Source organism: Roseovarius sp. TE539 (genome assembly GCF_003298505.1).
Lineage (GTDB): Bacteria > Pseudomonadota > Alphaproteobacteria > Rhodobacterales > Rhodobacteraceae > Roseovarius.
Genome location: NZ_QNGB01000005.1, coordinates 103444 through 121013, shown reverse-complemented (window position 1 = coordinate 121013; position 17570 = coordinate 103444). Strand labels below are relative to the sequence as shown.

23 protein-coding genes are annotated in these 17570 nt (G+C 62.5%); 13 read left to right on the top strand and 10 right to left on the bottom strand.

Annotated elements, in window-relative coordinates:
* Positions 1-8: 8 nt before the first annotated feature.
* The gene (locus DQW77_RS05165) at positions 9-1244 is read right to left on the bottom strand and encodes a cyclopropane-fatty-acyl-phospholipid synthase family protein (protein WP_113257118.1); all 1236 of its coding nucleotides are present in this window, start codon (positions 1242-1244) and stop codon (positions 9-11) included.
* Positions 1245-1510: 266 nt separating this feature from the next.
* Between DQW77_RS05165 and aspS the strand changes: the two genes are divergently transcribed.
* A complete protein-coding gene (gene aspS, locus DQW77_RS05160; RefSeq protein ID WP_113257117.1) occupies positions 1511-3286 on the top strand; it encodes an aspartate--tRNA ligase in 1776 nt (591 codons plus the stop codon).
* 5 nt (positions 3287-3291) lie between these two features.
* Here aspS and DQW77_RS05155 read toward each other — a convergent pair whose 3' ends face one another.
* The 4 genes from DQW77_RS05155 to DQW77_RS05140 all read right to left on the bottom strand — a co-directional run bounded on the left by DQW77_RS05155 (position 3292) and on the right by DQW77_RS05140 (position 7522).
* Complete coding sequence (locus DQW77_RS05155) at positions 3292-4017, bottom strand: GNAT family N-acetyltransferase (RefSeq protein ID WP_113257213.1); 726 nt, start codon at positions 4015-4017, stop codon at positions 3292-3294.
* A gap of 66 nt (positions 4018-4083) precedes the next feature.
* Entirely contained in the window at positions 4084-5325 is a 1242-nt protein-coding gene (locus DQW77_RS05150; protein ID WP_113257116.1) for a DUF1501 domain-containing protein, read from the bottom strand.
* Between the two features lie 5 nt (positions 5326-5330).
* Positions 5331-6716 carry a DUF1800 family protein gene (locus DQW77_RS05145; protein WP_113257115.1) on the bottom strand — a complete coding sequence of 462 codons (1386 nt, stop codon included), beginning with the start codon at positions 6714-6716 and terminating at the stop codon, positions 5331-5333.
* 89 nt (positions 6717-6805) lie between these two features.
* Positions 6806-7522 carry a response regulator gene (locus DQW77_RS05140; protein ID WP_113257114.1) on the bottom strand — a complete coding sequence of 239 codons (717 nt, stop codon included), beginning with the start codon at positions 7520-7522 and terminating at the stop codon, positions 6806-6808.
* Positions 7523-7673: 151 nt separating this feature from the next.
* Here DQW77_RS05140 and mce point away from each other — a divergent pair, with 151 nt between their 5' ends.
* Both mce and DQW77_RS05130 read left to right on the top strand, forming a co-directional pair.
* Positions 7674-8078 carry a methylmalonyl-CoA epimerase gene (mce, locus tag DQW77_RS05135; RefSeq protein WP_113257113.1) on the top strand — a complete coding sequence of 135 codons (405 nt, stop codon included), beginning with the start codon at positions 7674-7676 and terminating at the stop codon, positions 8076-8078.
* The gene (locus tag DQW77_RS05130; RefSeq protein WP_113257112.1) at positions 8078-8377 is read left to right on the top strand and encodes a DUF1467 family protein; all 300 of its coding nucleotides are present in this window, start codon (positions 8078-8080) and stop codon (positions 8375-8377) included. Before mce ends, DQW77_RS05130 begins: the two co-directional genes overlap by 1 nt.
* Here DQW77_RS05130 and DQW77_RS05125 read toward each other — a convergent pair.
* Positions 8328-9032, bottom strand: a complete 705-nt coding sequence (locus DQW77_RS05125; RefSeq protein WP_113257111.1) for an EI24 domain-containing protein — start codon at positions 9030-9032, stop codon at positions 8328-8330. The genes DQW77_RS05130 and DQW77_RS05125 overlap by 50 nt on opposite strands.
* Entirely contained in the window at positions 9029-9607 is a 579-nt protein-coding gene (locus tag DQW77_RS05120; protein ID WP_113257110.1) for a nitroreductase, read from the bottom strand. The genes DQW77_RS05125 and DQW77_RS05120 overlap by 4 nt, the downstream gene beginning before the upstream one ends.
* Positions 9608-9751: 144 nt before the next feature.
* Here DQW77_RS05120 and DQW77_RS05115 point away from each other — a divergent pair, with 144 nt between their 5' ends.
* Positions 9752-10006 (top strand): DUF167 domain-containing protein, encoded by a 255-nt coding sequence (locus DQW77_RS05115; protein ID WP_113257109.1) that lies wholly within the window; start codon positions 9752-9754, stop codon positions 10004-10006.
* Positions 10007-10013: 7 nt separating this feature from the next.
* On the opposite strand, the gene DQW77_RS05110 is transcribed toward DQW77_RS05115, so the two are convergent.
* Positions 10014-10253: a hypothetical protein gene (locus DQW77_RS05110; protein WP_113257108.1), complete on the bottom strand. Its 240-nt coding sequence runs from the start codon at positions 10251-10253 to the stop codon at positions 10014-10016.
* A 126-nt stretch (positions 10254-10379) separates the two neighbouring features.
* Here DQW77_RS05110 and DQW77_RS05105 point away from each other — a divergent pair, with 126 nt between their 5' ends.
* The 4 genes from DQW77_RS05105 to DQW77_RS18725 all read left to right on the top strand — a co-directional run bounded on the left by DQW77_RS05105 (position 10380) and on the right by DQW77_RS18725 (position 12113).
* The gene (locus DQW77_RS05105) at positions 10380-11093 is read left to right on the top strand and encodes a M48 family metallopeptidase (RefSeq protein WP_113257107.1); all 714 of its coding nucleotides are present in this window, start codon (positions 10380-10382) and stop codon (positions 11091-11093) included.
* Complete coding sequence (locus DQW77_RS05100) at positions 11093-11449, top strand: YigZ family protein (RefSeq protein WP_113257106.1); 357 nt, start codon at positions 11093-11095, stop codon at positions 11447-11449. Before DQW77_RS05105 ends, DQW77_RS05100 begins: the two co-directional genes overlap by 1 nt.
* Before the next feature lie 86 nt (positions 11450-11535).
* The gene (locus DQW77_RS05095; protein ID WP_113257105.1) at positions 11536-11808 is read left to right on the top strand and encodes a DUF6455 family protein; all 273 of its coding nucleotides are present in this window, start codon (positions 11536-11538) and stop codon (positions 11806-11808) included.
* The gene (locus tag DQW77_RS18725) at positions 11697-12113 is read left to right on the top strand and encodes a DUF6455 family protein (RefSeq protein ID WP_309301306.1); all 417 of its coding nucleotides are present in this window, start codon (positions 11697-11699) and stop codon (positions 12111-12113) included. Before DQW77_RS05095 ends, DQW77_RS18725 begins: the two co-directional genes overlap by 112 nt.
* Here the strand turns inward: DQW77_RS18725 and DQW77_RS05085 are convergent.
* A complete protein-coding gene (locus tag DQW77_RS05085; RefSeq protein WP_113257103.1) occupies positions 12110-12481 on the bottom strand; it encodes a thiol-disulfide oxidoreductase DCC family protein in 372 nt (123 codons plus the stop codon). The two genes, DQW77_RS18725 and DQW77_RS05085, sit on opposite strands and share 4 nt — an antisense overlap.
* Positions 12482-12536: 55 nt before the next feature.
* Positions 12537-13268 (bottom strand): hemolysin III family protein, encoded by a 732-nt coding sequence (locus tag DQW77_RS05080; protein ID WP_258523681.1) that lies wholly within the window; start codon positions 13266-13268, stop codon positions 12537-12539.
* Between the two features lie 354 nt (positions 13269-13622).
* Here DQW77_RS05080 and DQW77_RS05075 point away from each other — a divergent pair, with 354 nt between their 5' ends.
* The 5 genes from DQW77_RS05075 (at position 13623) to DQW77_RS05055 (ending at position 17570) form a co-directional block, all read left to right on the top strand.
* Positions 13623-13961 (top strand): hypothetical protein, encoded by a 339-nt coding sequence (locus DQW77_RS05075; RefSeq protein ID WP_113257101.1) that lies wholly within the window; start codon positions 13623-13625, stop codon positions 13959-13961.
* Positions 13942-15243, top strand: a complete 1302-nt coding sequence (locus tag DQW77_RS05070; RefSeq protein WP_258523680.1) for a DNA-packaging protein — start codon at positions 13942-13944, stop codon at positions 15241-15243. Before DQW77_RS05075 ends, DQW77_RS05070 begins: the two co-directional genes overlap by 20 nt.
* A gap of 256 nt (positions 15244-15499) precedes the next feature.
* On the top strand, positions 15500-16708 hold the full coding sequence (locus DQW77_RS05065; protein ID WP_113257212.1) for a phage portal protein: 1209 nt from the start codon (positions 15500-15502) through the stop codon (positions 16706-16708).
* A complete protein-coding gene (locus tag DQW77_RS05060; RefSeq protein WP_113257099.1) occupies positions 16701-16943 on the top strand; it encodes a hypothetical protein in 243 nt (80 codons plus the stop codon). Before DQW77_RS05065 ends, DQW77_RS05060 begins: the two co-directional genes overlap by 8 nt.
* A 66-nt stretch (positions 16944-17009) precedes the next feature.
* Complete coding sequence (locus DQW77_RS05055; protein ID WP_113257211.1) at positions 17010-17570, top strand: HK97 family phage prohead protease; 561 nt, start codon at positions 17010-17012, stop codon at positions 17568-17570.

The window sequence follows — 17570 nt, the reverse complement described above, 5'->3', positions numbered from 1 at the left end:
AAGGCGCTCTATTCCGCTGCATGCCGCCGAATTCCGGAGTCATCCTCGCGATAAAGGTAGTCGCGGGTCAACGGTACGGTATCCTGCACCGGCGAAAGCTGGAACTGGAAAACCACCTGACGATTCAGCCTGAAAGTAAGCTCGCTGGCCACAAGGTAGAAGCGCCACATCCGGCAGAACGTCTCGTCATAGAGCTCGCGTGCCCTGTCCACATTCGTCATGAAGCGGTCATGCCAATGGCGCAGGGTTTCAGCGTAGTGCAGCCGCCATATTTCCACATCCGTCGTATAAAGGCTCTGATGTTCAACGGCACGCAATGTCTCGGACATGGCCGGGATGTAACCGCCCGGGAAAATGTACTTGGCAATCCACGGGTTGGTGCTGCCGGGCGGGCTCGACCGGCCGATGGTGTGGATCAGCGCCACGCCGTCTTCCGTCAGCCGCTTGCGAACGTTGCCGAAGTATTCATTGTAATGGGGCACACCGACATGTTCGAACATACCGACCGAGACGATCCTGTCGAACTGCCCGGTGACCTTTCGGTAATCCGTGAGGTGGAAACGCGCCCTGTCCGCAAGCCCGGCCTCTTCGGCGCGGGCATTCGCCATGGCGTGCTGCTCACGCGACAGCGTCACACCGGTCACGTCGGCGCCGTAGTCCCGTGCCAACGTCAGACCCATGCCGCCCCATCCGCAACCTATGTCCAGAACCCGCATTCCGGGCTCGATCAGCAGTTTGCCGGCGATGTGATGTTTCTTCGCCTCTTGCGCCTCTTCGAGCGTCATTTCGGGATCGCGGAAATAGGCGCAGGAATACTGTCGGTCCGTATCGAGAAACAGGTCGTATAATTCACCGGACAGATCGTAGTGGTGAGCCACGTTTGACTGTGCCCTCGGGGCCGGATTGAACTGCGCCATGTAACGCATCAGATGCCGGATGGCCGTGATCGGCCTTTGATACCAGGTATATCCCTGCCGGGCGATGTTGCGGATCACCAAGGTCAGCAGACCGTAAAGATCGTCATCCTCGATCGTCAACTGTCCATGCATGTAGGATTCGCCCAGCGTGAGATCCGGCGTCAACACCAGTCGCCTCGGAAGATCATCGGGATGCAGCGTGATCGCAACACTGGGTCCCCTTGTGGAGTCTCCGTAATGCCCCGTGGAGCCATCAGGAAAGGTCACGCTCAATTCTCCGTCCTGTACAAGACGGTTCAGCATACCGTTCAGTGCTCTTGTCCACATGGGTCACCCCCTTCGCGTTGCGCCGCTGGCGGCGTATGATCGCGCTTATGCGAAACGTGCCAAATTGCTGGTGTGGCCAGCATTTCTGCTCGAGCGGGCATATTTTTGCGCAAATCCCGTCGCGTGTAAATGATTTTGCCATAACCAATATTTTACGACTTGTCGGCAAGGGCGGCTTGCTGCAGTGCGACACTTGACTTTAGGCCACAGGCAAGGTGTATCGGCGCGGATCAATACCTTCGTCCGCCGCACCCTGAGAGGACCCCATGCACGCATACCGCAGCCATACCTGCGCCGAGCTGACCAAAACCAACGTGGGCGAGATCGTACGCCTTTCGGGCTGGGTTCACCGCATCCGCGATCATGGCGGGGTTCTTTTCGTCGACCTGCGCGATCACTACGGCGTCACGCAGGTTCTGGCAGACCCTGACAGCCCGGTTTTCGCGGAAGTCGAGAACCTGCGCTCGGAATGGTGCGTGTGCATCGACGGCGAGGTCAAGGCGCGCGACGAGAGCCTGATCAACCCGCGTCTGCCCACCGGCGAGATCGAGGTTTATATCCGCGACGTCCGTGTCCTTGGCAGCTCGGCCGAATTGCCGCTGATTGTGTTCGGCGATCAGGAATATCCCGAGGAGACGCGCTTGCGCTACCGCTACCTCGATCTGCGTCGCGAGGCGATGCAGACCAACATGAAGCTGCGCTCCGATGTTGTCGCGTCGATCCGTCGCAGGATGTGGGATATCGGGTTCCGCGAGTTCCAGACCCCGATCATCACCGCATCGAGCCCGGAAGGCGCCCGCGACTTTCTGGTGCCCTCCCGCCTGCATCCCGGCCGTTTCTACGCGTTGCCGCAGGCGCCACAGCTTTTCAAGCAGTTGATCATGGTGTCTGGCTTCGACAAGTATTTCCAGATCGCGCCGTGTTTTCGTGACGAGGACCCGCGCGCCGACCGTTCACCCACCGATTTCTATCAACTCGACATGGAAATGAGCTTTGTCGAGCAGCAGGATATTTTCGATACCATCCAGCCGGTGATCGACGGTGTCTTCGAAGAGTTTGGTGGCGGGCACACGGTCGACAAGCATTGGCCTCAGATTTCCTATCGCGATGCGGCGCTGTGGTACGGAACCGACAAGCCGGACCTGCGCAACCCCATCAAGATGGCTGACGTGTCAGAGCATTTCCGCGGCAGTGGCTTTGCGATATTCGCCAAGCTCCTGGAACAGGATGGCACCCAGGTCCGCGCCATCCCCGCCCCGGGCGGCGGCTCCCGCAAGTTCTGCGACCGGATGAACGCCTTTGCCCAGAAGGAGGGCCTGCCGGGGATGGGATACATATTCTGGCGGGATGGTGACGACGGCATCGAGGCCGCCGGCCCCCTGGCCAAGAATATCGGCCCCGAACGCACCGAAGCGATCCGCCGGCAACTGGGCCTCGGCAAGGGCGACGCCGCCTTCTTCCTGGGGGGCAAGCCGCATGCCTTCGAAGCTGTTGCGGGCAAGGCCCGTGATGTCATCGGAGAGGAGCTGGATCTGACCGAAAAGAACCGCTTCGCCTTCGCCTGGGTCGTCGATTTCCCGATGTACGAAAAGGATGATGAAACCGGCAAGGTGGATTTCTCCCACAATCCCTTCTCGATGCCGCAGGGCGGGCTGGAGGCGCTCGAGGGTGATCCGCTGGATGTGCTGGGGTATCAATACGACCTGAGCTGCAACGGCTACGAGATCGTTTCGGGCGCGATCCGCAACCACCGGCTTGACGTGATGATCCGCGCCTTTGAAAGGGCGGGGTACGACGAGGCGGAGGTCAGGAAGCGTTTCGGCGGTCTTGTCAATGCGTTCCAGTACGGCGCCCCCCCGCATGGCGGCTGTGCAGCGGGCATCGACCGGATCGTGATGCTTCTCGCGGACGAGGCCAATATCCGCGAGGTCATCATGTTCCCGATGAACCAGCGCGCCGAGGACCTGATGATGAACGCGCCGTCGGAGCCCGGTTCGGACCAGCTGATGGAACTGGGCCTTCGGGTGATCCCGCAGGATTGACCGCGCTACCCGACCCGAAGGGCGGGGTCATCGGTGGCGCGTACCAGGCGGGTGAGATCGCTCAGTGCTTCGCGCTGCAGGCCCCGCTCGTCGAAGTTGGACGGGGCGAGCCAGAACCGGAACGCCTCGTCGAGCGCTGGCCACTCGCTGTCGATCGCGGCGAACCAGGCGGTGTCACGGTTGCGGCCCTTGACCACCGCCGCTTGCCGGAACACGCCCTCGTAGCTCAGCCCGAGCCTTTGCGCGGCGCGGCGCGATGCCGTGTTCAGCGCGTCGCATTTCCATTCAAAACGGCGATACCCGGCCTCGAAGGCCCATTTCATCATCAGGTAAATCGCCTCGGTCGCAGCGCGGGTGCGCTGCAGTCGCGGGGCCATTGCGATGAAACCGACCTCGATCGAGCCAGCTTCGGGCTTGATCCTGAGATAGGAGGCGAAACCACCGGGTGCGCCCATTTCGATATCGTCGATGGCGAAGAAAAGGATGTCGTCCCTGGCCGTTGCCTCGCGCATCCAGCGATGGAATTGCGCGGCTGACGCGAAAGGACCGACCGGCATGTAATCCCAGACAGTTTCATCCCCGTCGAAGGCATGGAACAGAAGCGCGGCATGGGCATCCGCCGAAAGCGGTTCCAGACGCGCATAACGGCCTGACAAGATCATGTGACCCGGCTGTGGGGGCACTTTCCAGTTCTCGACGATGGGTCCTCGCGGGTGGTCCTTGTGCGTCATCGGTCGATCCAGTTGCCATTGCAGCATCAGGATAAGCGGTGGCGGACTGCCTGCATAGCCCCGTGCTCAACGTGTGAGCCCCGGGTCGGGCCCCATGTCGGCACCGGGGAAGATCGCAGTCTCGATAACGCGCTTCTCGAACCCGAAAAGATCCCGCAAAAGCCAACCCAACGGTGCGCGCAGATCCCTTGTCGGGCGCAGATCGCGCCCCTGGAACAAATCCGCCTCGGCCAGTCCGGGCCAGTCCGTCAGCACCCTGCCGCCACGGACAGCCCCCCCGGCCAGCAGCATGGCACCACCTGTGCCGTGATCCGTGCCGCCGCTACCGTTGAGCCGTGCGGTTCGGCCGAATTCGGTCATCGCCGCGACGGTGGTGCGTTCCCAGACCGGCCCCAGATTGTTGCGCAGCGTCATGATCGCCTCCGCCAGCCGCTCAAGTGACCCTGGCAGGCTCTTGTCCTGACGCGAATGCGTATCGAACCCGTTGAGAGAAAAAGCCGCGATCCGGGTATCTTGCCTCAAACGATCTGCGGCAAATCGGGCAATGCTTGCCGGACGGGCGCCACCGCGTGCGGCCCGCATGTTTTCGCGCATCGCGTTCATCATGTCCCCGCCGCGAGGCGCGGACCTGCCGGGCTGCGCCGCCAGATCGGTCCCCGACAGGGCGATCGCTTCGATTGTCGCATCCCGAAAAAGTGGATCGTCGTGCATTACCATTTCCAGCAGTGATTGCGCCTGAGGGCTTAGGACGAGCGCCGCGTCCGGCGCCCAGTCGGCAACTTCGGCGGCGCCCCGTGTAAGCAGCATGTCGGAGCGGCCTATGGCGTAGGCCGTCTCTGACTCTGCACCCGGAAGTTGCTGCAGGACCCGGTTGAGCCAACCGTCGCTGCGTGTTTGCCGATCCTCAAGCCCGATCCCGGATTCCAGAACGTCCTGGCCGTCGAAATGGCTGCGCTTGCCCCGGTAGGGTGTTGAGACCGCGTGGAATGCCGCGAATTCCCCGGCCCGCCAAAGCGGCATCAGCCCCGCCAGGGCAGGATGCAGTGCAAAGAAACCGTCCAGATCCATGCCGCGGTCCGTTTCCTTCAGACGCAGGTCAGGGCGCAGGGTTGAAAACGCGGCATCGCCAAGGGGGCGGATGACGTCGAGCCCGTCCATCCCGCCGCGCAGGATGATCACCACGAGCCGATGATCATGTGGTGCACTGGCGAGGGTTACAGGCGTCAGTATCGGGCTGGCGGCAAGGCAGCAGCCCAAAGCGGCCCCATTTGAAAGAAATTCCCGTCTTGCCGGTGCGTGTCCTGCCATTTCTGCTACATCCTCTGGAAGGCTGGCGAGGCCAGGACAATGCCCACCCCCTCGGCCCGGGTTTCTGCGGCCCGTGCGGCGCGTATCACGTCTTGCGGCGGCGCGTGCCCAAGGGCGCCAAGTGCGAAATCTTCCGGGTTGGGCAGCACACGCCGAAGCGCGAATGGCGCGCTCATTGCCCATTGCAGACGTGCCGCGAGACGCTGCGGCGTGATCCACTCCTCGTTGGCCTCCGGCCACCCCTCCGGACTCGAGGGTCCGGTCCAGTCCTGTCCCATGAGAGCAAGCGGCATGATCAGAAGGTCCAGCATTTTCCGCGGATCGTTCTTCGGGATGTGGCGTGGCACGATATCGAGCGCACGAAGGGCGGAGCCGATGAAATCCACCGGTCGCTTGACGTTTTCGGCCGCCGGTTGCCAGGCGGCCGGATGCTCAAGCAAGGCTTCCGTCACTGCGGCCATATCGCCGTCCGTGTCACGGAACCGCGCAGCGATGTGAGCCACCAGCGCCTCGGCCGGTTCGTCAGAGACGAAATGCACGGCCAGTTTGCGGGCAACATGCGCTGCCGTGGACGGATGCGTTGCAATATCGTCCAACGCGGCATGAATGTCCTCAAGCCGGCCCTTGCCTTGTCCGTATGTCACGCCAAGGATGGTCTCGGGCCCCGGCTCCGCGAAGCTCGAACGATAGATGAAACCCTGCTTAAGGTTGTAGCTCAGCCCGGTAAGCAACCTGGCCAGTTGCCGGACATCCGACTGATCATAGGGGCCATCCACGCCGAGCGTGTGCAGTTCCAGCATTTCGCGGGCCAGATTCTCGTTGAGCCCGTCAAGCGTCCGGTTGACCTGTGCCACACGGCTCGTGGGACCGACCGACAGGTGCTGATCGAGATAGTGTAGCATCAGGGGTTGCATTGCCACGGCGCGCAGCATGTCAGCGAAATTCCCGGTGACATGGGGGCGGATCGCGGTTTCGACATAGGCTGGTCTGGCATGGCGCCACAGGACCCCCTTGCCACTGGCGGTGAAATGATCTCCCCAGAAGGCGCAGAGCCTTTCGCGCAACCCGTCCACGGTGAGCGCCCGGCGCAGGAAACCATTTGCCAGAGAGTCGAGTGCGAGGCGTTGCACCCTGCGCCTGACACTGCGTCGGGCGTCGCGGGCGTTTTCACGCGATTTTTCGGTGGTGGCCTTGCGGCGTTGCTGCCTCGCCGCTCGAGAGGCGCGGGCCAGTTCGAGGATTGTTTCGGTCTTTGGGATCGGGAAGACATCCGATGCCTCGTCCGGCCCCTTCAACTGGTCGATCATCTGTTGAATGTCGCGCGGCGGGGCAATGCGCGGAGACAATCCACAGCCGAACCGTATGTCTGCCTTTTCGCGATCGAAGCGCATGCGCACCCTCGCATCCGGAGCCCCGCAACAAGTTTGCATCATACGCGTGGCGCGCCCCGATGTCACCTTTAGGTCGCTGGAGCCTGCTTTCAGATAACCATGCGCTCCCCGAGCCTTTCCTGGACCAGCCCGGCAAGCCTGGCAACCTTGGCGGGTGCTGCGGGCGCCCCGGGGTCGCCGTGAAGGATTGCCTGCACGGCCTGTTCGAGCGGCCGGTCCCGGGCGGTGTGCGCCACTCCTTCGAGGAACCGGGCCACGTAATCCAGGACCGGTCCTTCGTGGCAATCTTCCAGAAGGCTTGCAGCATGGCTCATATCCTCGCGAAAGGCGATCGGATCGGGATCGATCATGTCCGTGCGCATGATTCTCGGCCCGGCCGGCCTCGTCTCGGGTGCACAGTTTTCCAGGATTGTCTGCTGAAACACCCCGAGACTTTCGACCGGTTTGGAGAGGAAACCATCGGCGCCGGCCGCGCGCGCCAGCTCCGCGCCGTTTTCCCTGGCGCTGGTGCCCAGAATCACATTCACGCGCGGTTCTCCGTTGCCGACCTCCTTTATCAGGTCCAGGCCGGACCCGTCCGGCAACCCCATGTCGACGATCATGACGCTTGGCCGATAGACCTGAAGATGCCTTCGCGCTGAACGCAGGCAATCCGCACGACGGATTCGTGCACCGCTGTGCAGGCAGAGCAGGCGCAACGCGTCGCAGAAGTAGAGGCTGTCCTCGACAACCAGAGCAGTCATGCCCAGAAGGGGGCGACCGGGCGTTGGTGCGGGCTGAGGAAGAAGGCTTTCTTTGTCTGTCATCGTGAATGTCCTTGCTGGCATTTCTGCGGCCTAGGGTTACGCAGGGTTGATGAATCGCGGGTTAATCCGCCCGCTGCGTCCCCCTGTCGCTTGTCACGGGATGCCGGTGAGGACATAACATTCGGGAAATGCAAAAGCCGGGGATCCGACCATGATAGGACGCCTAAATCACGTTGCCATCGCCGTGCCCGATCTGGATGCTGCGGCCGCACTCTACCGTGACGCGCTCGGTGCGGAGGTGGGGGCGCCGCAGGATGAGCCCGATCACGGCGTGACGGTGGTGTTCATCAATCTGCCGAACACGAAGATCGAATTGTTGCACCCCCTCGGGGCCGACAGCCCGATTGCCGGATTTCTGGAAAAGAATCCGTCGGGCGGGATTCACCATGTCTGCTATGAGGTGGAGGACATAATCGCGGCACGCGATAACCTTGCCCGGAGTGGCGCCCGTGTGCTTGGTTCCGGCGAGCCCAAGATTGGCGCGCATGGCAAGCCGGTGCTTTTTCTTCATCCCAAGGATTTCAATGGCACCCTGGTTGAGCTGGAGCAGGTTTGATGGGTATCGCCTCGGGTATCGTGCTGTTCCTGGTCATCTGGTCGATGACCTTTCTCACCATCATCCCCATCCGGATCCAGACCCAGGGCGAAGCAGGCGACGTCGTTCCCGGAACGCATGATGGTTCGCCTCAAAAGCACCATCTGAAAAAGAAGGCATGGCTGACCACCGCCATCGCCGCGGTTTTATGGGTGATAATCGCGGGGGTGATCTTCACCGGCGCGGTCACTGTGCGTGATATAGACATGTTCAAGCGGATGGGGCCGTCCGCGAGTGAATCGCATGAAACAGATGGGTGAACGTTGCGGCGCCGATGATCGGGATCACCAGGTTCATTACGGGAATCGATAACGGCAGCGCCATGAGGATACCGGCCAGCCAGATGGTTCCCAGATGTTGCCGCCTCATCGCCTTCGCGTTGGCGCGGCCTATCCGCCGCATCGCCGCGAGTTGGAAATACTCCATTCCCAGCAGGAAACCGTTGAGCGCAAAGAACAAGAATGGCGCAAAACCGGTCGCGAACGGATAGATCATCAGCGCCACGATATTGGCGCCTATCAGGATGCCGAGAAAATTCACGGTGTCGCGCAAGGCCTCACCGAAGGGAATGCGCGGCACGGGTGGGAGGTGCGGGTAATGTCGATCCTCGACCGCCTGTGCCACCTCCTCCAGGAACATCGAGGTTATCGCCGAGGCGACCGGGATCATCAGGAAAACCGAGAAGGCCAGCATCAGAAAAAGGCTGCCCCAGCCAAGAAGGTCATCAAGCCACCGCACCTTGCCGATAACCGGAAGCTGCGCTTCTTCGCCGAGTGACCACTGCAGGAAGGTCAGGAACCCGGCATAGGCGGCCACCAGAAGCGCAAGTGTCAGCAGGACGCCCAGCAAGAGCACCCGCCGGAATCTCCGGTCACCTATCTGCCCCAGGGCCTTGAAGAAAGATCCGAAAATCATTCTGAAACCCATGTAACCGTGGACTCCGTATCCGGACGGGGACGTTCCGGAGGTTCCGCCCGAGCCGTGCCTATGTGGACGAAACCCACCACGCGCTCGTGCCCCGCAAGGCCAAGGCCGCTGTCGACGAAACCGCGGTCATGCGCGGGCCAACCGCTGAGCCAGTTCGCCCCCCAGCCCGAGGCAAGAGCGGCGTTGAGCAGGCCGAGGCAAACTGCGCCGGCGGAATAGCTTTGCTCGATCGGAGGCACTTTGTCGGACGGCTTTTGAACCTCGATTACAGCGACAGCGAGATGCGAGTCGTTGAATTGCGCCCGCGCCTTGACGGTATCATTCTCATCGCGTCCAAGGGATCCGCCCCGCGCCGTGACCAAATCGGCGAGCCGTACAAGGGCCGCGCGTTCCAGAACGATGAGGCGCCAAGGCTCCAGCTTGCCGTGGTCCGGGCTGCGCAATGCAGCCCTAAGTATTGGCTCAAGTTCCGAGCGCGTCGGAACTGGCGGGGCCAGCATTTTGGCGGGCCGCGACCGGCGGGTCATCAGGAACTCCAATGCGGCTTGGTCGGTGATGGGCATTCCGGGGCTACCTTTTCTCCGTTCGGGATAGATGTCCTTCGGCGGGCGGCCGGGGTCAAGCCCTGCGCGCCTTGACATGATACCGGCATTGGCCGCCGGGCCCCGTAAGGATATGCTTGCGCCGCGACCCAGGAAAGGATCACGATGAAGTTTCCCGATCTGAGCGGACTTTATCCATCCGGAGCGGAAATCGCGGTTACCGTCACGCCCCGCGCCTCGCGGGACCGCATCGAGATGTCGGAGTTGGGCCTGCGTGTCCGGGTGAGCGCCGCACCGGAAAAGGGACGGGCCAACGAAGCGGTGCGCAGGATTCTGGCAAAGGCGCTCGGGTTGCCGAAATCCCGTCTGGTCCTGATACGCGGGCAGACGGCACGCCACAAGGTTTTCAGGATCGATTGACCTTGGCTCACGGACCCGTGGTTTTCAGTGTGTAAACACCTTCCGGCAAGTTCAGGGCGGCCGCGAGGTCTCGTACCTGAGACATCGAAAAGGTGATTCTCACTGTCCGGTCGTGATGCGCGTCGTATTGTTCAACGGTAATGCACTCTTCGAAGGCATTTACGACGACATCCTCGCCAAGTGGCGGCGGACCCTCATCAACAAGCGTGACGACCGTGGCGTCAAATTCGTGCTCGATAGAAAACATGACGGCAGCCTAGCGGGACGGCGGGCTTTTGCAATGCCTCTGATGCAATGCCACTGTGGGCTGGCGGCACTGGAAAAGCCTGATAAATATCGGGTTGTATGAATGCTGACTGATCGGAAACGTGCCATGCGCCGACAAATCTTTGCTCTATTCTGTCTTGTCGTCCTGTCAGCGGGTGCAGGATGCACGACCGTCCCGGTGCCACAGGACGCCGCACCGCAGCGTGCGCGGAGCATGACCGACGCGGAGGCCCGTACGGCGGCGCAGCAGTTTGTATCGGTCGTCAACACCGTGGAGCCGGTGGCGGAAAGGGAGTGCAGGGCCCGCACGCGCGGGCTTGATTGCGATTTCAGAATTGTCGTGGACGACCGCCCCGGCCGCCCGCCCAATGCCTTTCAAACGCTCGATGAATCCGGCCGCCCGATCCTGGCCTTCACGCTTCCGCTGATTGCGGATGTGCGCAACCCCGATGAGCTTGCTTTCATAATGAGCCATGAGGCCGCACATCACATCGAGGGCCACATCGCCCGACAGCAGCGCACCGCGCTGGCGGTGGGTCTGGGAACCGCAATCGTGGCCTCGGTTCTTGGTGGCGATACAGGCATCGTGAATCAGGCCGGTGACACCGGTGCCCGAATCGGATCGCGGATCTACTCCAAGGATTTCGAGCTCGAGGCTGATTCGCTGGGGACCATCATCGCCAAGCGCGCAGGATACGATCCGGTGCGCGGGGCCGCCTATTTCACCCGTATCCCCGATCCGGGCAACAGGTTTCTGGGAACCCATCCGCCCAATGCGCAGCGTATAGAAACGGTGCGCCGCGTTGCTGCCGGCCTGTGATGCGGCAGCTTATGGGGGTCGTCAGCGACCGTGGTTCCAGATACGCGGTTTCGGGTGGAGAGGTGACTGACAATGCAGGTATCGAGGATTTTCTCAAGACGCTGAAGCGCAAGAAGAAGTTTGCCCGCGCCACGCATAACTCATGGGCGGCCGTGCTGTCCGAGGGAACATCCTTCCGGGCCGATGACGGAGAAACCGGTGCGTCAATTCTGATCCTTCAAATGCTGGAGCGGTCGGCGCTTTCGAACCATATCGTCGTTGTCACACGTTGGTATGGCGGGAAGCATCTTGGCGGGGACCGATTTCGCCACGTGCAGGCCTGTGTTCGCGCCTATCTCGCGGACTTGCCGGTTTGATGCAAGTCAATGCCCCGTTCAGCCCCCCGAATTATCCTACCCTAAAGTCAACGATCGCAAAGCGGCGGCACCAGGGGAGATACGAGATGTCCGACACGAAGACTTTCAAGCGCCATGCCGGTCTGGTGGACCGAATGGCGAATACGCTTGGTCTGGATCTTGAAGAGGCGATGTTCGAGGGACGGATGGACACGGATGATGTCAGCGATGCGGTTTTGTCCTGCACAGGTTGCGCGCATCCCGATGAATGCGAGAATTGGCTGAACAAACGGGCAGGTTCGTCGCGCGCGGGCGCACCGCCAGAGAGGTGCCGAAACGCCGATCTCTTCGAACGGCTCATGCATGGCGGACATGCCTGAGCACCGTTGGCGGAGGTAGAGTTATGAAACCTTTGGGAAATGAGCGGCGGCATTACTGGCTTCTCAAGCGGATGGCCCAGACGACGGGCGCTGATCCGGTCGCGGCGCGGGCCAATGGGTATCTCGACTGCGCTGATTGGTCCCGAATGGTTCAGAGATGTCGCGGCTGCGCATGGAGGGATGCCTGCGATCGATGGCTTGCCGAAACCACGGCTGCACCGGCCGCGCCCAAGCCTTGCCGCAACCGCGCTGCCTTGGCCTTGATGAAGCTGGACGCGCAATTGTCCGCGGCGCCGGTTTCCTAGTTGGATGTCCGCGCTTTGCGGCGCAGGTGACGTTTGTATATCAACGGCGCGAGAGCCCGATCGTAACAGATTTCGGCGAATTGCCTGATGATGGGCAGGCCGACTATACGCGCCAACCACTGATAACGCGGCATCTCGGACCAAAGTATCAGGAAAGCGGGGATTCCGGAATGGAGCTGACCCCCGCGGGCGACATACAGGCGTTGCGCGGCCGTGTCTGCATCAAGCCCCCAATCCGCGAGTTCAGGGGCATTCAGGTCGTCAAAACGGATCGGCAGTTTATTGCGATCACTGTATCGCCTGTAATGCCCGATTTCTGCCGAGCAGACCGGGCAATCGCCGTTATATAGGACGCGTGTTTCAGCCATGAGCGGGAGGTAGCGCGCCCGTCTTTCACGGCAATGGTTACGGGTGTCGAGGCCCTCAGGGTGCGGCGGGCAAGGCGCCGGAGATACCGAGAAAAAAGCACGCCGATGCGGCGAGCGTGAAGCCATGCCAGATGGCGTTCGAAAAGCGCAGCTTTTCGCGGATATAGAACGCGATCCCGGCGGTATAGAGAAACCCGCCGGCGATAATGAAGGCCAGGCTGAACCCCGGCAAGACAGCGGTGAGCGGGATGAAAAGCACCACTCCGATCCAGCCCAGGGCCAGGTAGGGTGCCCAGCCGGTTGTCATTTTTCCACGTTTTTTAAACAACTTCACGGTCGCGCCGAAGATGGCGAGAACCCAGACACAGGCCAGCACGGCGTATCCGAAGGCGGTGCCCAGAATAACGCTCAAGGGTGTGAAAGTACTGGCAATTTTCAAATAGATGGCCGCGTGGTCGAGGCGGCGCAAATAAGGCCGGGCGGGCGTATGCGCCGCAAGGTGATAGGCTGCAGAGGCCGCGAGCATGACCAGAAGTCCCGCCGCATAGACGATCACGGCGGTCAGAAGCGGCCCGTTCAGATCCAGAGAGACAACCGTGAAGAGTAGGCAAATCCCTGTAATCGCGCCAAGAAATCCGATCACTTGGATCGTGCCGTCGGCGATGCGTTCGGCCCGTGTATAGGCTGGATAACTCATTCTGTGCGGATCCTTTCCAGGGTCGTGAGAGTATACCCTGCCTGAGCGTACCAGAGAATTCCCGTCCTGGCGGCCCTTCCGTCGCGGCATGGTATCATGACCTGTGGAGTATTGGTGTTCTTATTCATTTTAATCAGGATACAGCAGCATTTTCCGGGGCAGAAATGATCCAATGGACGGTTTTGTTCAAGTTACAGCCATGGAAGGACTGTCAAGGCCAGTCGATCCGCCCAGCTCCGCCCCACGCTTCTGTCCAAGATCACAAGCCTCGAGAGTGTTGAGAAAATGTAATCATACCGGGCGTTTGCCCGTCGTTGTTTTACCGAAAAAATTGACATTACAAATAATTACACGTATAGGTTGTGACTTGCTGGAAGGCCCGAACCCAGTCTTCCACCACGGAGGGCACAAGGAGCAATTCACCACATGGGGCATTGAGCACGCATGGTTTTGATCACCCCCGATGAGGGGCCCTCGGGCCTGACGACCTCGGTAACCTCCCTTGAGCGCCAACTCAGCGACATGAGGGCCGATCTGGAGGCGCTGCAGGACCGGATAAGGGCCGGCGAATTCGAGGGCCTGAAGAATCCCTCGCGGGCCATATCGGATATCCGGCAATGGCTGCGCATCGCAATCGAAGCGGAGGCACAAATTGAAAGACGTCAAAAAGAGCAAAAGGGCATCGTCCACGAATGGGCCCTTGATTTCGACACCGCCCGAACTTCTATCGGGAGCCGCCTGGATCGTCTCAGAAGGGCCAGAAGTGCAGGCCGAGTTCCTTGACAACCTGGAGGACGGTGAGCTTCTGGCGCTTCCCTACCTTTTCGAGTTCTGGGCGCTGGATCACCAGTTGCCCCCTGTCGGGGACTGGCGCACCTGGGTGGTGATGGGCGGGCGTGGCGCCGGCAAGACCCGCGCCGGGGCGGAATGGGTGCGCATGCGGATGGAGGGTTCTCGGCCACTGGATCGGGGGCCGGCGCGGCGCATGGCGCTGGTGGGCGAGACGATAGACCAGGTGCGCGAGGTGATGGTCTTCGGCGAAAGCGGCATCATGGCCTGCAGCCCGCCCGACAGGCGCCCCGAATGGCAAGCGACGCGCAAGCGGCTGATCTGGCCCAACGGGGCCACCGCACAGGCGTTTTCGGCACATGAGCCCGAGGGGCTGCGCGGTCCGCAATTCGATGCCGCCTGGGTCGACGAGCTGGCCAAGTGGAAGAAGGCGCGCGAGACCTGGGACATGCTGCAATTCGCACTGCGGTTGGGCGAGGAACCGCGTGTCTGCGTCACCACCACGCCCCGCAACGTTGGCGTGCTAAAAGAGCTTCTGGAAACCCCGACCACAGTGGTGACGAGCGCGCCCACGGAAGCCAACCGTGCCTTCCTGGCAGAAAGCTTCCTTGACGAGGTGCGGGCGCGCTATGCCGGCACGCGGCTGGGCCGGCAGGAACTTGACGGCATACTGGTGGACGAGGCTGAGGATGCACTCTGGACGCCTGCTGCGCTGGACGGGGTCCGGCTTGCCGCGGTGCCGGACCTTGACCGGATTGTCGTGGCCGTAGACCCGCCGGTGAGCGGCAACCAGGGCTCCGACGCATGCGGGATCGTGGTGGTCGGGGCCGCGACGCGCGGCCCGGTGCAGGACTGGCGGGCCTGCGTCCTGGCCGATCTCAGCGTCAGCGCCGCATCGCCGGCGCGTTGGGCCGCCGCTGCCGTAGGGGCCATGGAGACATGGGGTGCCGAGCGGCTCGTGGCCGAGGTCAACCAGGGTGGTGACCTTGTGGAAACGGTGATCCGGCAGGTCGATCCTCTGGTGCCCCTGCGCAAGGTCCATGCAAGCCGCGGCAAGGCCGCCCGGGCCGAGCCGGTGGCGGCGCTCTATGAGCAGGGGCGGGTGAGCCATCTGCGCGGGCTCTCGGCGCTGGAGGACCAGATGTGTGCCATGACGGCGCGCGGTTTCGAGGGCCGTGGCAGCCCCGACCGGGTGGATGCGCTTGTCTGGGCGCTGCATGAGTTGATGATCGGACCGGCGGCGAAATGGCGCCATCCCCGGGTGCGGGCGGTGTGAGCCGTCCACATGCGGCCCTCGCCTCTTCCGGTTGTCCTTCTTTTGGCCGGAAATATCCCGGGGTGAATTGCCGCGGCCTGTCCGCGGCAAGAGGGGCAGCGCCCCTCTGCACGGCCCCGAAAGCGGGGTGAACCTCCCCGCAGATGCAGCGCACGGGCTGATACGGATTTTGTAAACCTTTTGTGGTCTTTTGAGTTTCGACGCGGGGCAGGAAACGCCCGGCACCAGCAAGCAGAACCCAAGGAGACACCCAGAGATGATCATGGATTTCTTCCGGCAGGGCGGCACGGGGGCAGGGGCGACCGAACAGAAGGCCAGCGCCACCGGGCCGCTGATGGCCTGGCACGGGGCCGGCCGCGCGGCCTGGAGCCCGCGAGACGCGGTGTCGCTTGCGCGGACGGGTTTCGCCGGGAACCCGGTCGGGTTTCGATGCGTGAAACTGGTGGCCGAGGCCGCGGCCTCGTTGCCGCTCGTGCTGGAGGACGATGCGCAGCGTTTTGCCGGACACCCGGTAATCGGGTTGCTGGACCGTCCCAACCCGGCGCAGGGCCGGGCCGAGATGATGGAGGCGCTTTACGCACAGCTCCTTCTTACCGGCAACGCTTATGTCGAGGCGGTAGGCGCGTCCGGCTCGGTGCCGCGGGAGCTGCATGTCCTGCGTTCGGACCGGATCCGGGTGGTGCCGGGGCAGGATGGCTGGCCGGTGGCCTACGAGTACCGGGTTGGCGGGCGCACCCATCGCTTCGATGTGTCCGAAGCGGCGCCAGGGGTTTGCCACCTGCGGAATTTCCACCCCCAGGACGATCATTACGGGCTCGCCCCGATGCAGGCGGCCGCGCAGGCGGTGGACGTTCACAACGCTGCGAGCCGCTGGTCCAAGGCGCTTCTGGACAACGCGGCCCGACCTTCGGGCGCGATCGTCTATCGCGGTGCCGAAGGGCAGTCGGGGCTGAGCACGGATCAGTATGACCGTCTCGTGAGCGAGATGGAGTCCCATCATCAGGGGCCGCGGAATGCCGGTCGGCCGATGCTTCTGGAAGGCGGGCTTGACTGGAAGCCGATGGGTTTTTCGCCGTCGGACATGGAATTCCAGAAAACCAAGGAGGCGGCGGCGCGCGAGATCGCGCTGGCCTTCGGAGTGCCGCCGATGCTTTTGGGAGTGCCGGGAGACGCGACCTATGCCAATTACCAGGAGGCGAACCGTGCGTTTTTCCGTCTCACGGTGCTGCCACTGTCGGCGCGGGTGGCAGCGGCGCTGATCCATTGGCTGGGGGAATTCACCGGTGAGCGGCTGCGTCTGAAGCCGGATCTCGACCAGGTTCCGGCACTGTCGGCGGAACGCGAGTCTCAGTGGACGCGTGTCGCGGGGGCCGATTTCCTGACTGCGACGGAAAAACGCGAGATGCTGGGCCTGCCACCGATGCCGGCAGAAGGGACGACGGGAGCGGAGTCTGCCGATGGCTGAGCCGGGGGAGCCGCGGGCGCGCTATGGGTTTGAGGCGTTCGACTGTGCGCCGGCCCTGCGGCTGGAGGCGCATGAGAGGGTGGCCAAGCTGCAATTCGAGGCGCTGGCGCAGAGGCTGGCGAAGATCGAGGAGATGATGGAACGGCTTGAGAAACGGCTGTGGCTGGCGGTTTTCGGCATGGTCGGCGCGATCCTGGCGCAGGCGTTCCAGCCGCTTCTGGCGGCAATGCCCTGATCGCCGGGCCGGATGGCGGGAAATGACGTGCCGGGCCGAAGCCCGGCCTGCGGAAGGATGAAACGCATGGATATGCAGACGCGACTTGAAACCAAGTTCTGCCGCTTCGGCGAGGAGGCGCTCAGCGTCACAGACGGCACGCTTATCGAGGGATACGCCAGTCATTTCGGCGCCCCTGATCACGGTGGCGACATCGTGGCCAAGGGAGCTTATGCGGGCTCGCTCAGGCGTCTCAAGCAGGAGGGCCGTCAGGTCAAGATGCTCTGGCAGCATGATCCGGCACAGCCGATCGGTGTCTGGGACGCGGTGCGCGAGGATGCGCGCGGCCTTTACGTCAAGGGCCGGCTTCTGGAAAAGGTGGGCCGGGGGCGCGAGGCCGCGGCGCTGATCGCGGCGGGCGCCATCGACGGGCTGAGTATCGGTTACCGGACCGTCAGGGCGGGCAGGAACGACAAGGGCCGTCGGCTCTTGCAGGAACTGGAGCTATGGGAGGTGTCGCTGGTGACATTCCCGATGCTGCCCAGTGCGCGGGTGGCGGCCAAGGGTGAAGACCCGTCCGGTGACTGCCTGCGTGAATTGGCGGTGGCCTTTGCCGAGGCCCGCCGGGAGATGGCGCGGATGACCTGA

What these genes read in the sequence shown, in the direction of transcription:
- DQW77_RS05165 (WP_113257118.1), bottom strand. Translation starts at nt 1,244, where the DNA reads ATGTGGACAAGAGCACTGAACGGTATGCTGAACCGTCTTGTACAGGAC.
- aspS (WP_113257117.1), top strand. Translation starts at nt 1,511, where the DNA reads ATGCACGCATACCGCAGCCATACCTGCGCCGAGCTGACCAAAACCAAC.
- DQW77_RS05155 (WP_113257213.1), bottom strand. Translation starts at nt 4,017, where the DNA reads ATGACGCACAAGGACCACCCGCGAGGACCCATCGTCGAGAACTGGAAA.
- DQW77_RS05150 (WP_113257116.1), bottom strand. Translation starts at nt 5,325, where the DNA reads ATGGCAGGACACGCACCGGCAAGACGGGAATTTCTTTCAAATGGGGCC.
- DQW77_RS05145 (WP_113257115.1), bottom strand. Translation starts at nt 6,716, where the DNA reads ATGCGCTTCGATCGCGAAAAGGCAGACATACGGTTCGGCTGTGGATTG.
- DQW77_RS05140 (WP_113257114.1), bottom strand. Translation starts at nt 7,522, where the DNA reads ATGACAGACAAAGAAAGCCTTCTTCCTCAGCCCGCACCAACGCCCGGT.
- mce (WP_113257113.1), top strand. Translation starts at nt 7,674, where the DNA reads ATGATAGGACGCCTAAATCACGTTGCCATCGCCGTGCCCGATCTGGAT.
- DQW77_RS05130 (WP_113257112.1), top strand. Translation starts at nt 8,078, where the DNA reads ATGGGTATCGCCTCGGGTATCGTGCTGTTCCTGGTCATCTGGTCGATG.
- DQW77_RS05125 (WP_113257111.1), bottom strand. Translation starts at nt 9,032, where the DNA reads ATGATTTTCGGATCTTTCTTCAAGGCCCTGGGGCAGATAGGTGACCGG.
- DQW77_RS05120 (WP_113257110.1), bottom strand. Translation starts at nt 9,607, where the DNA reads ATGCCCATCACCGACCAAGCCGCATTGGAGTTCCTGATGACCCGCCGG.
- DQW77_RS05115 (WP_113257109.1), top strand. Translation starts at nt 9,752, where the DNA reads ATGAAGTTTCCCGATCTGAGCGGACTTTATCCATCCGGAGCGGAAATC.
- DQW77_RS05110 (WP_113257108.1), bottom strand. Translation starts at nt 10,253, where the DNA reads ATGTTTTCTATCGAGCACGAATTTGACGCCACGGTCGTCACGCTTGTT.
- DQW77_RS05105 (WP_113257107.1), top strand. Translation starts at nt 10,380, where the DNA reads ATGCGCCGACAAATCTTTGCTCTATTCTGTCTTGTCGTCCTGTCAGCG.
- DQW77_RS05100 (WP_113257106.1), top strand. Translation starts at nt 11,093, where the DNA reads ATGCGGCAGCTTATGGGGGTCGTCAGCGACCGTGGTTCCAGATACGCG.
- DQW77_RS05095 (WP_113257105.1), top strand. Translation starts at nt 11,536, where the DNA reads ATGTCCGACACGAAGACTTTCAAGCGCCATGCCGGTCTGGTGGACCGA.
- DQW77_RS18725 (WP_309301306.1), top strand. Translation starts at nt 11,697, where the DNA reads ATGCGAGAATTGGCTGAACAAACGGGCAGGTTCGTCGCGCGCGGGCGC.
- DQW77_RS05085 (WP_113257103.1), bottom strand. Translation starts at nt 12,481, where the DNA reads ATGGCTGAAACACGCGTCCTATATAACGGCGATTGCCCGGTCTGCTCG.
- DQW77_RS05080 (WP_258523681.1), bottom strand. Translation starts at nt 13,268, where the DNA reads ATGCCGCGACGGAAGGGCCGCCAGGACGGGAATTCTCTGGTACGCTCA.
- DQW77_RS05075 (WP_113257101.1), top strand. Translation starts at nt 13,623, where the DNA reads ATGGTTTTGATCACCCCCGATGAGGGGCCCTCGGGCCTGACGACCTCG.
- DQW77_RS05065 (WP_113257212.1), top strand. Translation starts at nt 15,500, where the DNA reads ATGATCATGGATTTCTTCCGGCAGGGCGGCACGGGGGCAGGGGCGACC.
- DQW77_RS05060 (WP_113257099.1), top strand. Translation starts at nt 16,701, where the DNA reads ATGGCTGAGCCGGGGGAGCCGCGGGCGCGCTATGGGTTTGAGGCGTTC.
- DQW77_RS05055 (WP_113257211.1), top strand. Translation starts at nt 17,010, where the DNA reads ATGGATATGCAGACGCGACTTGAAACCAAGTTCTGCCGCTTCGGCGAG.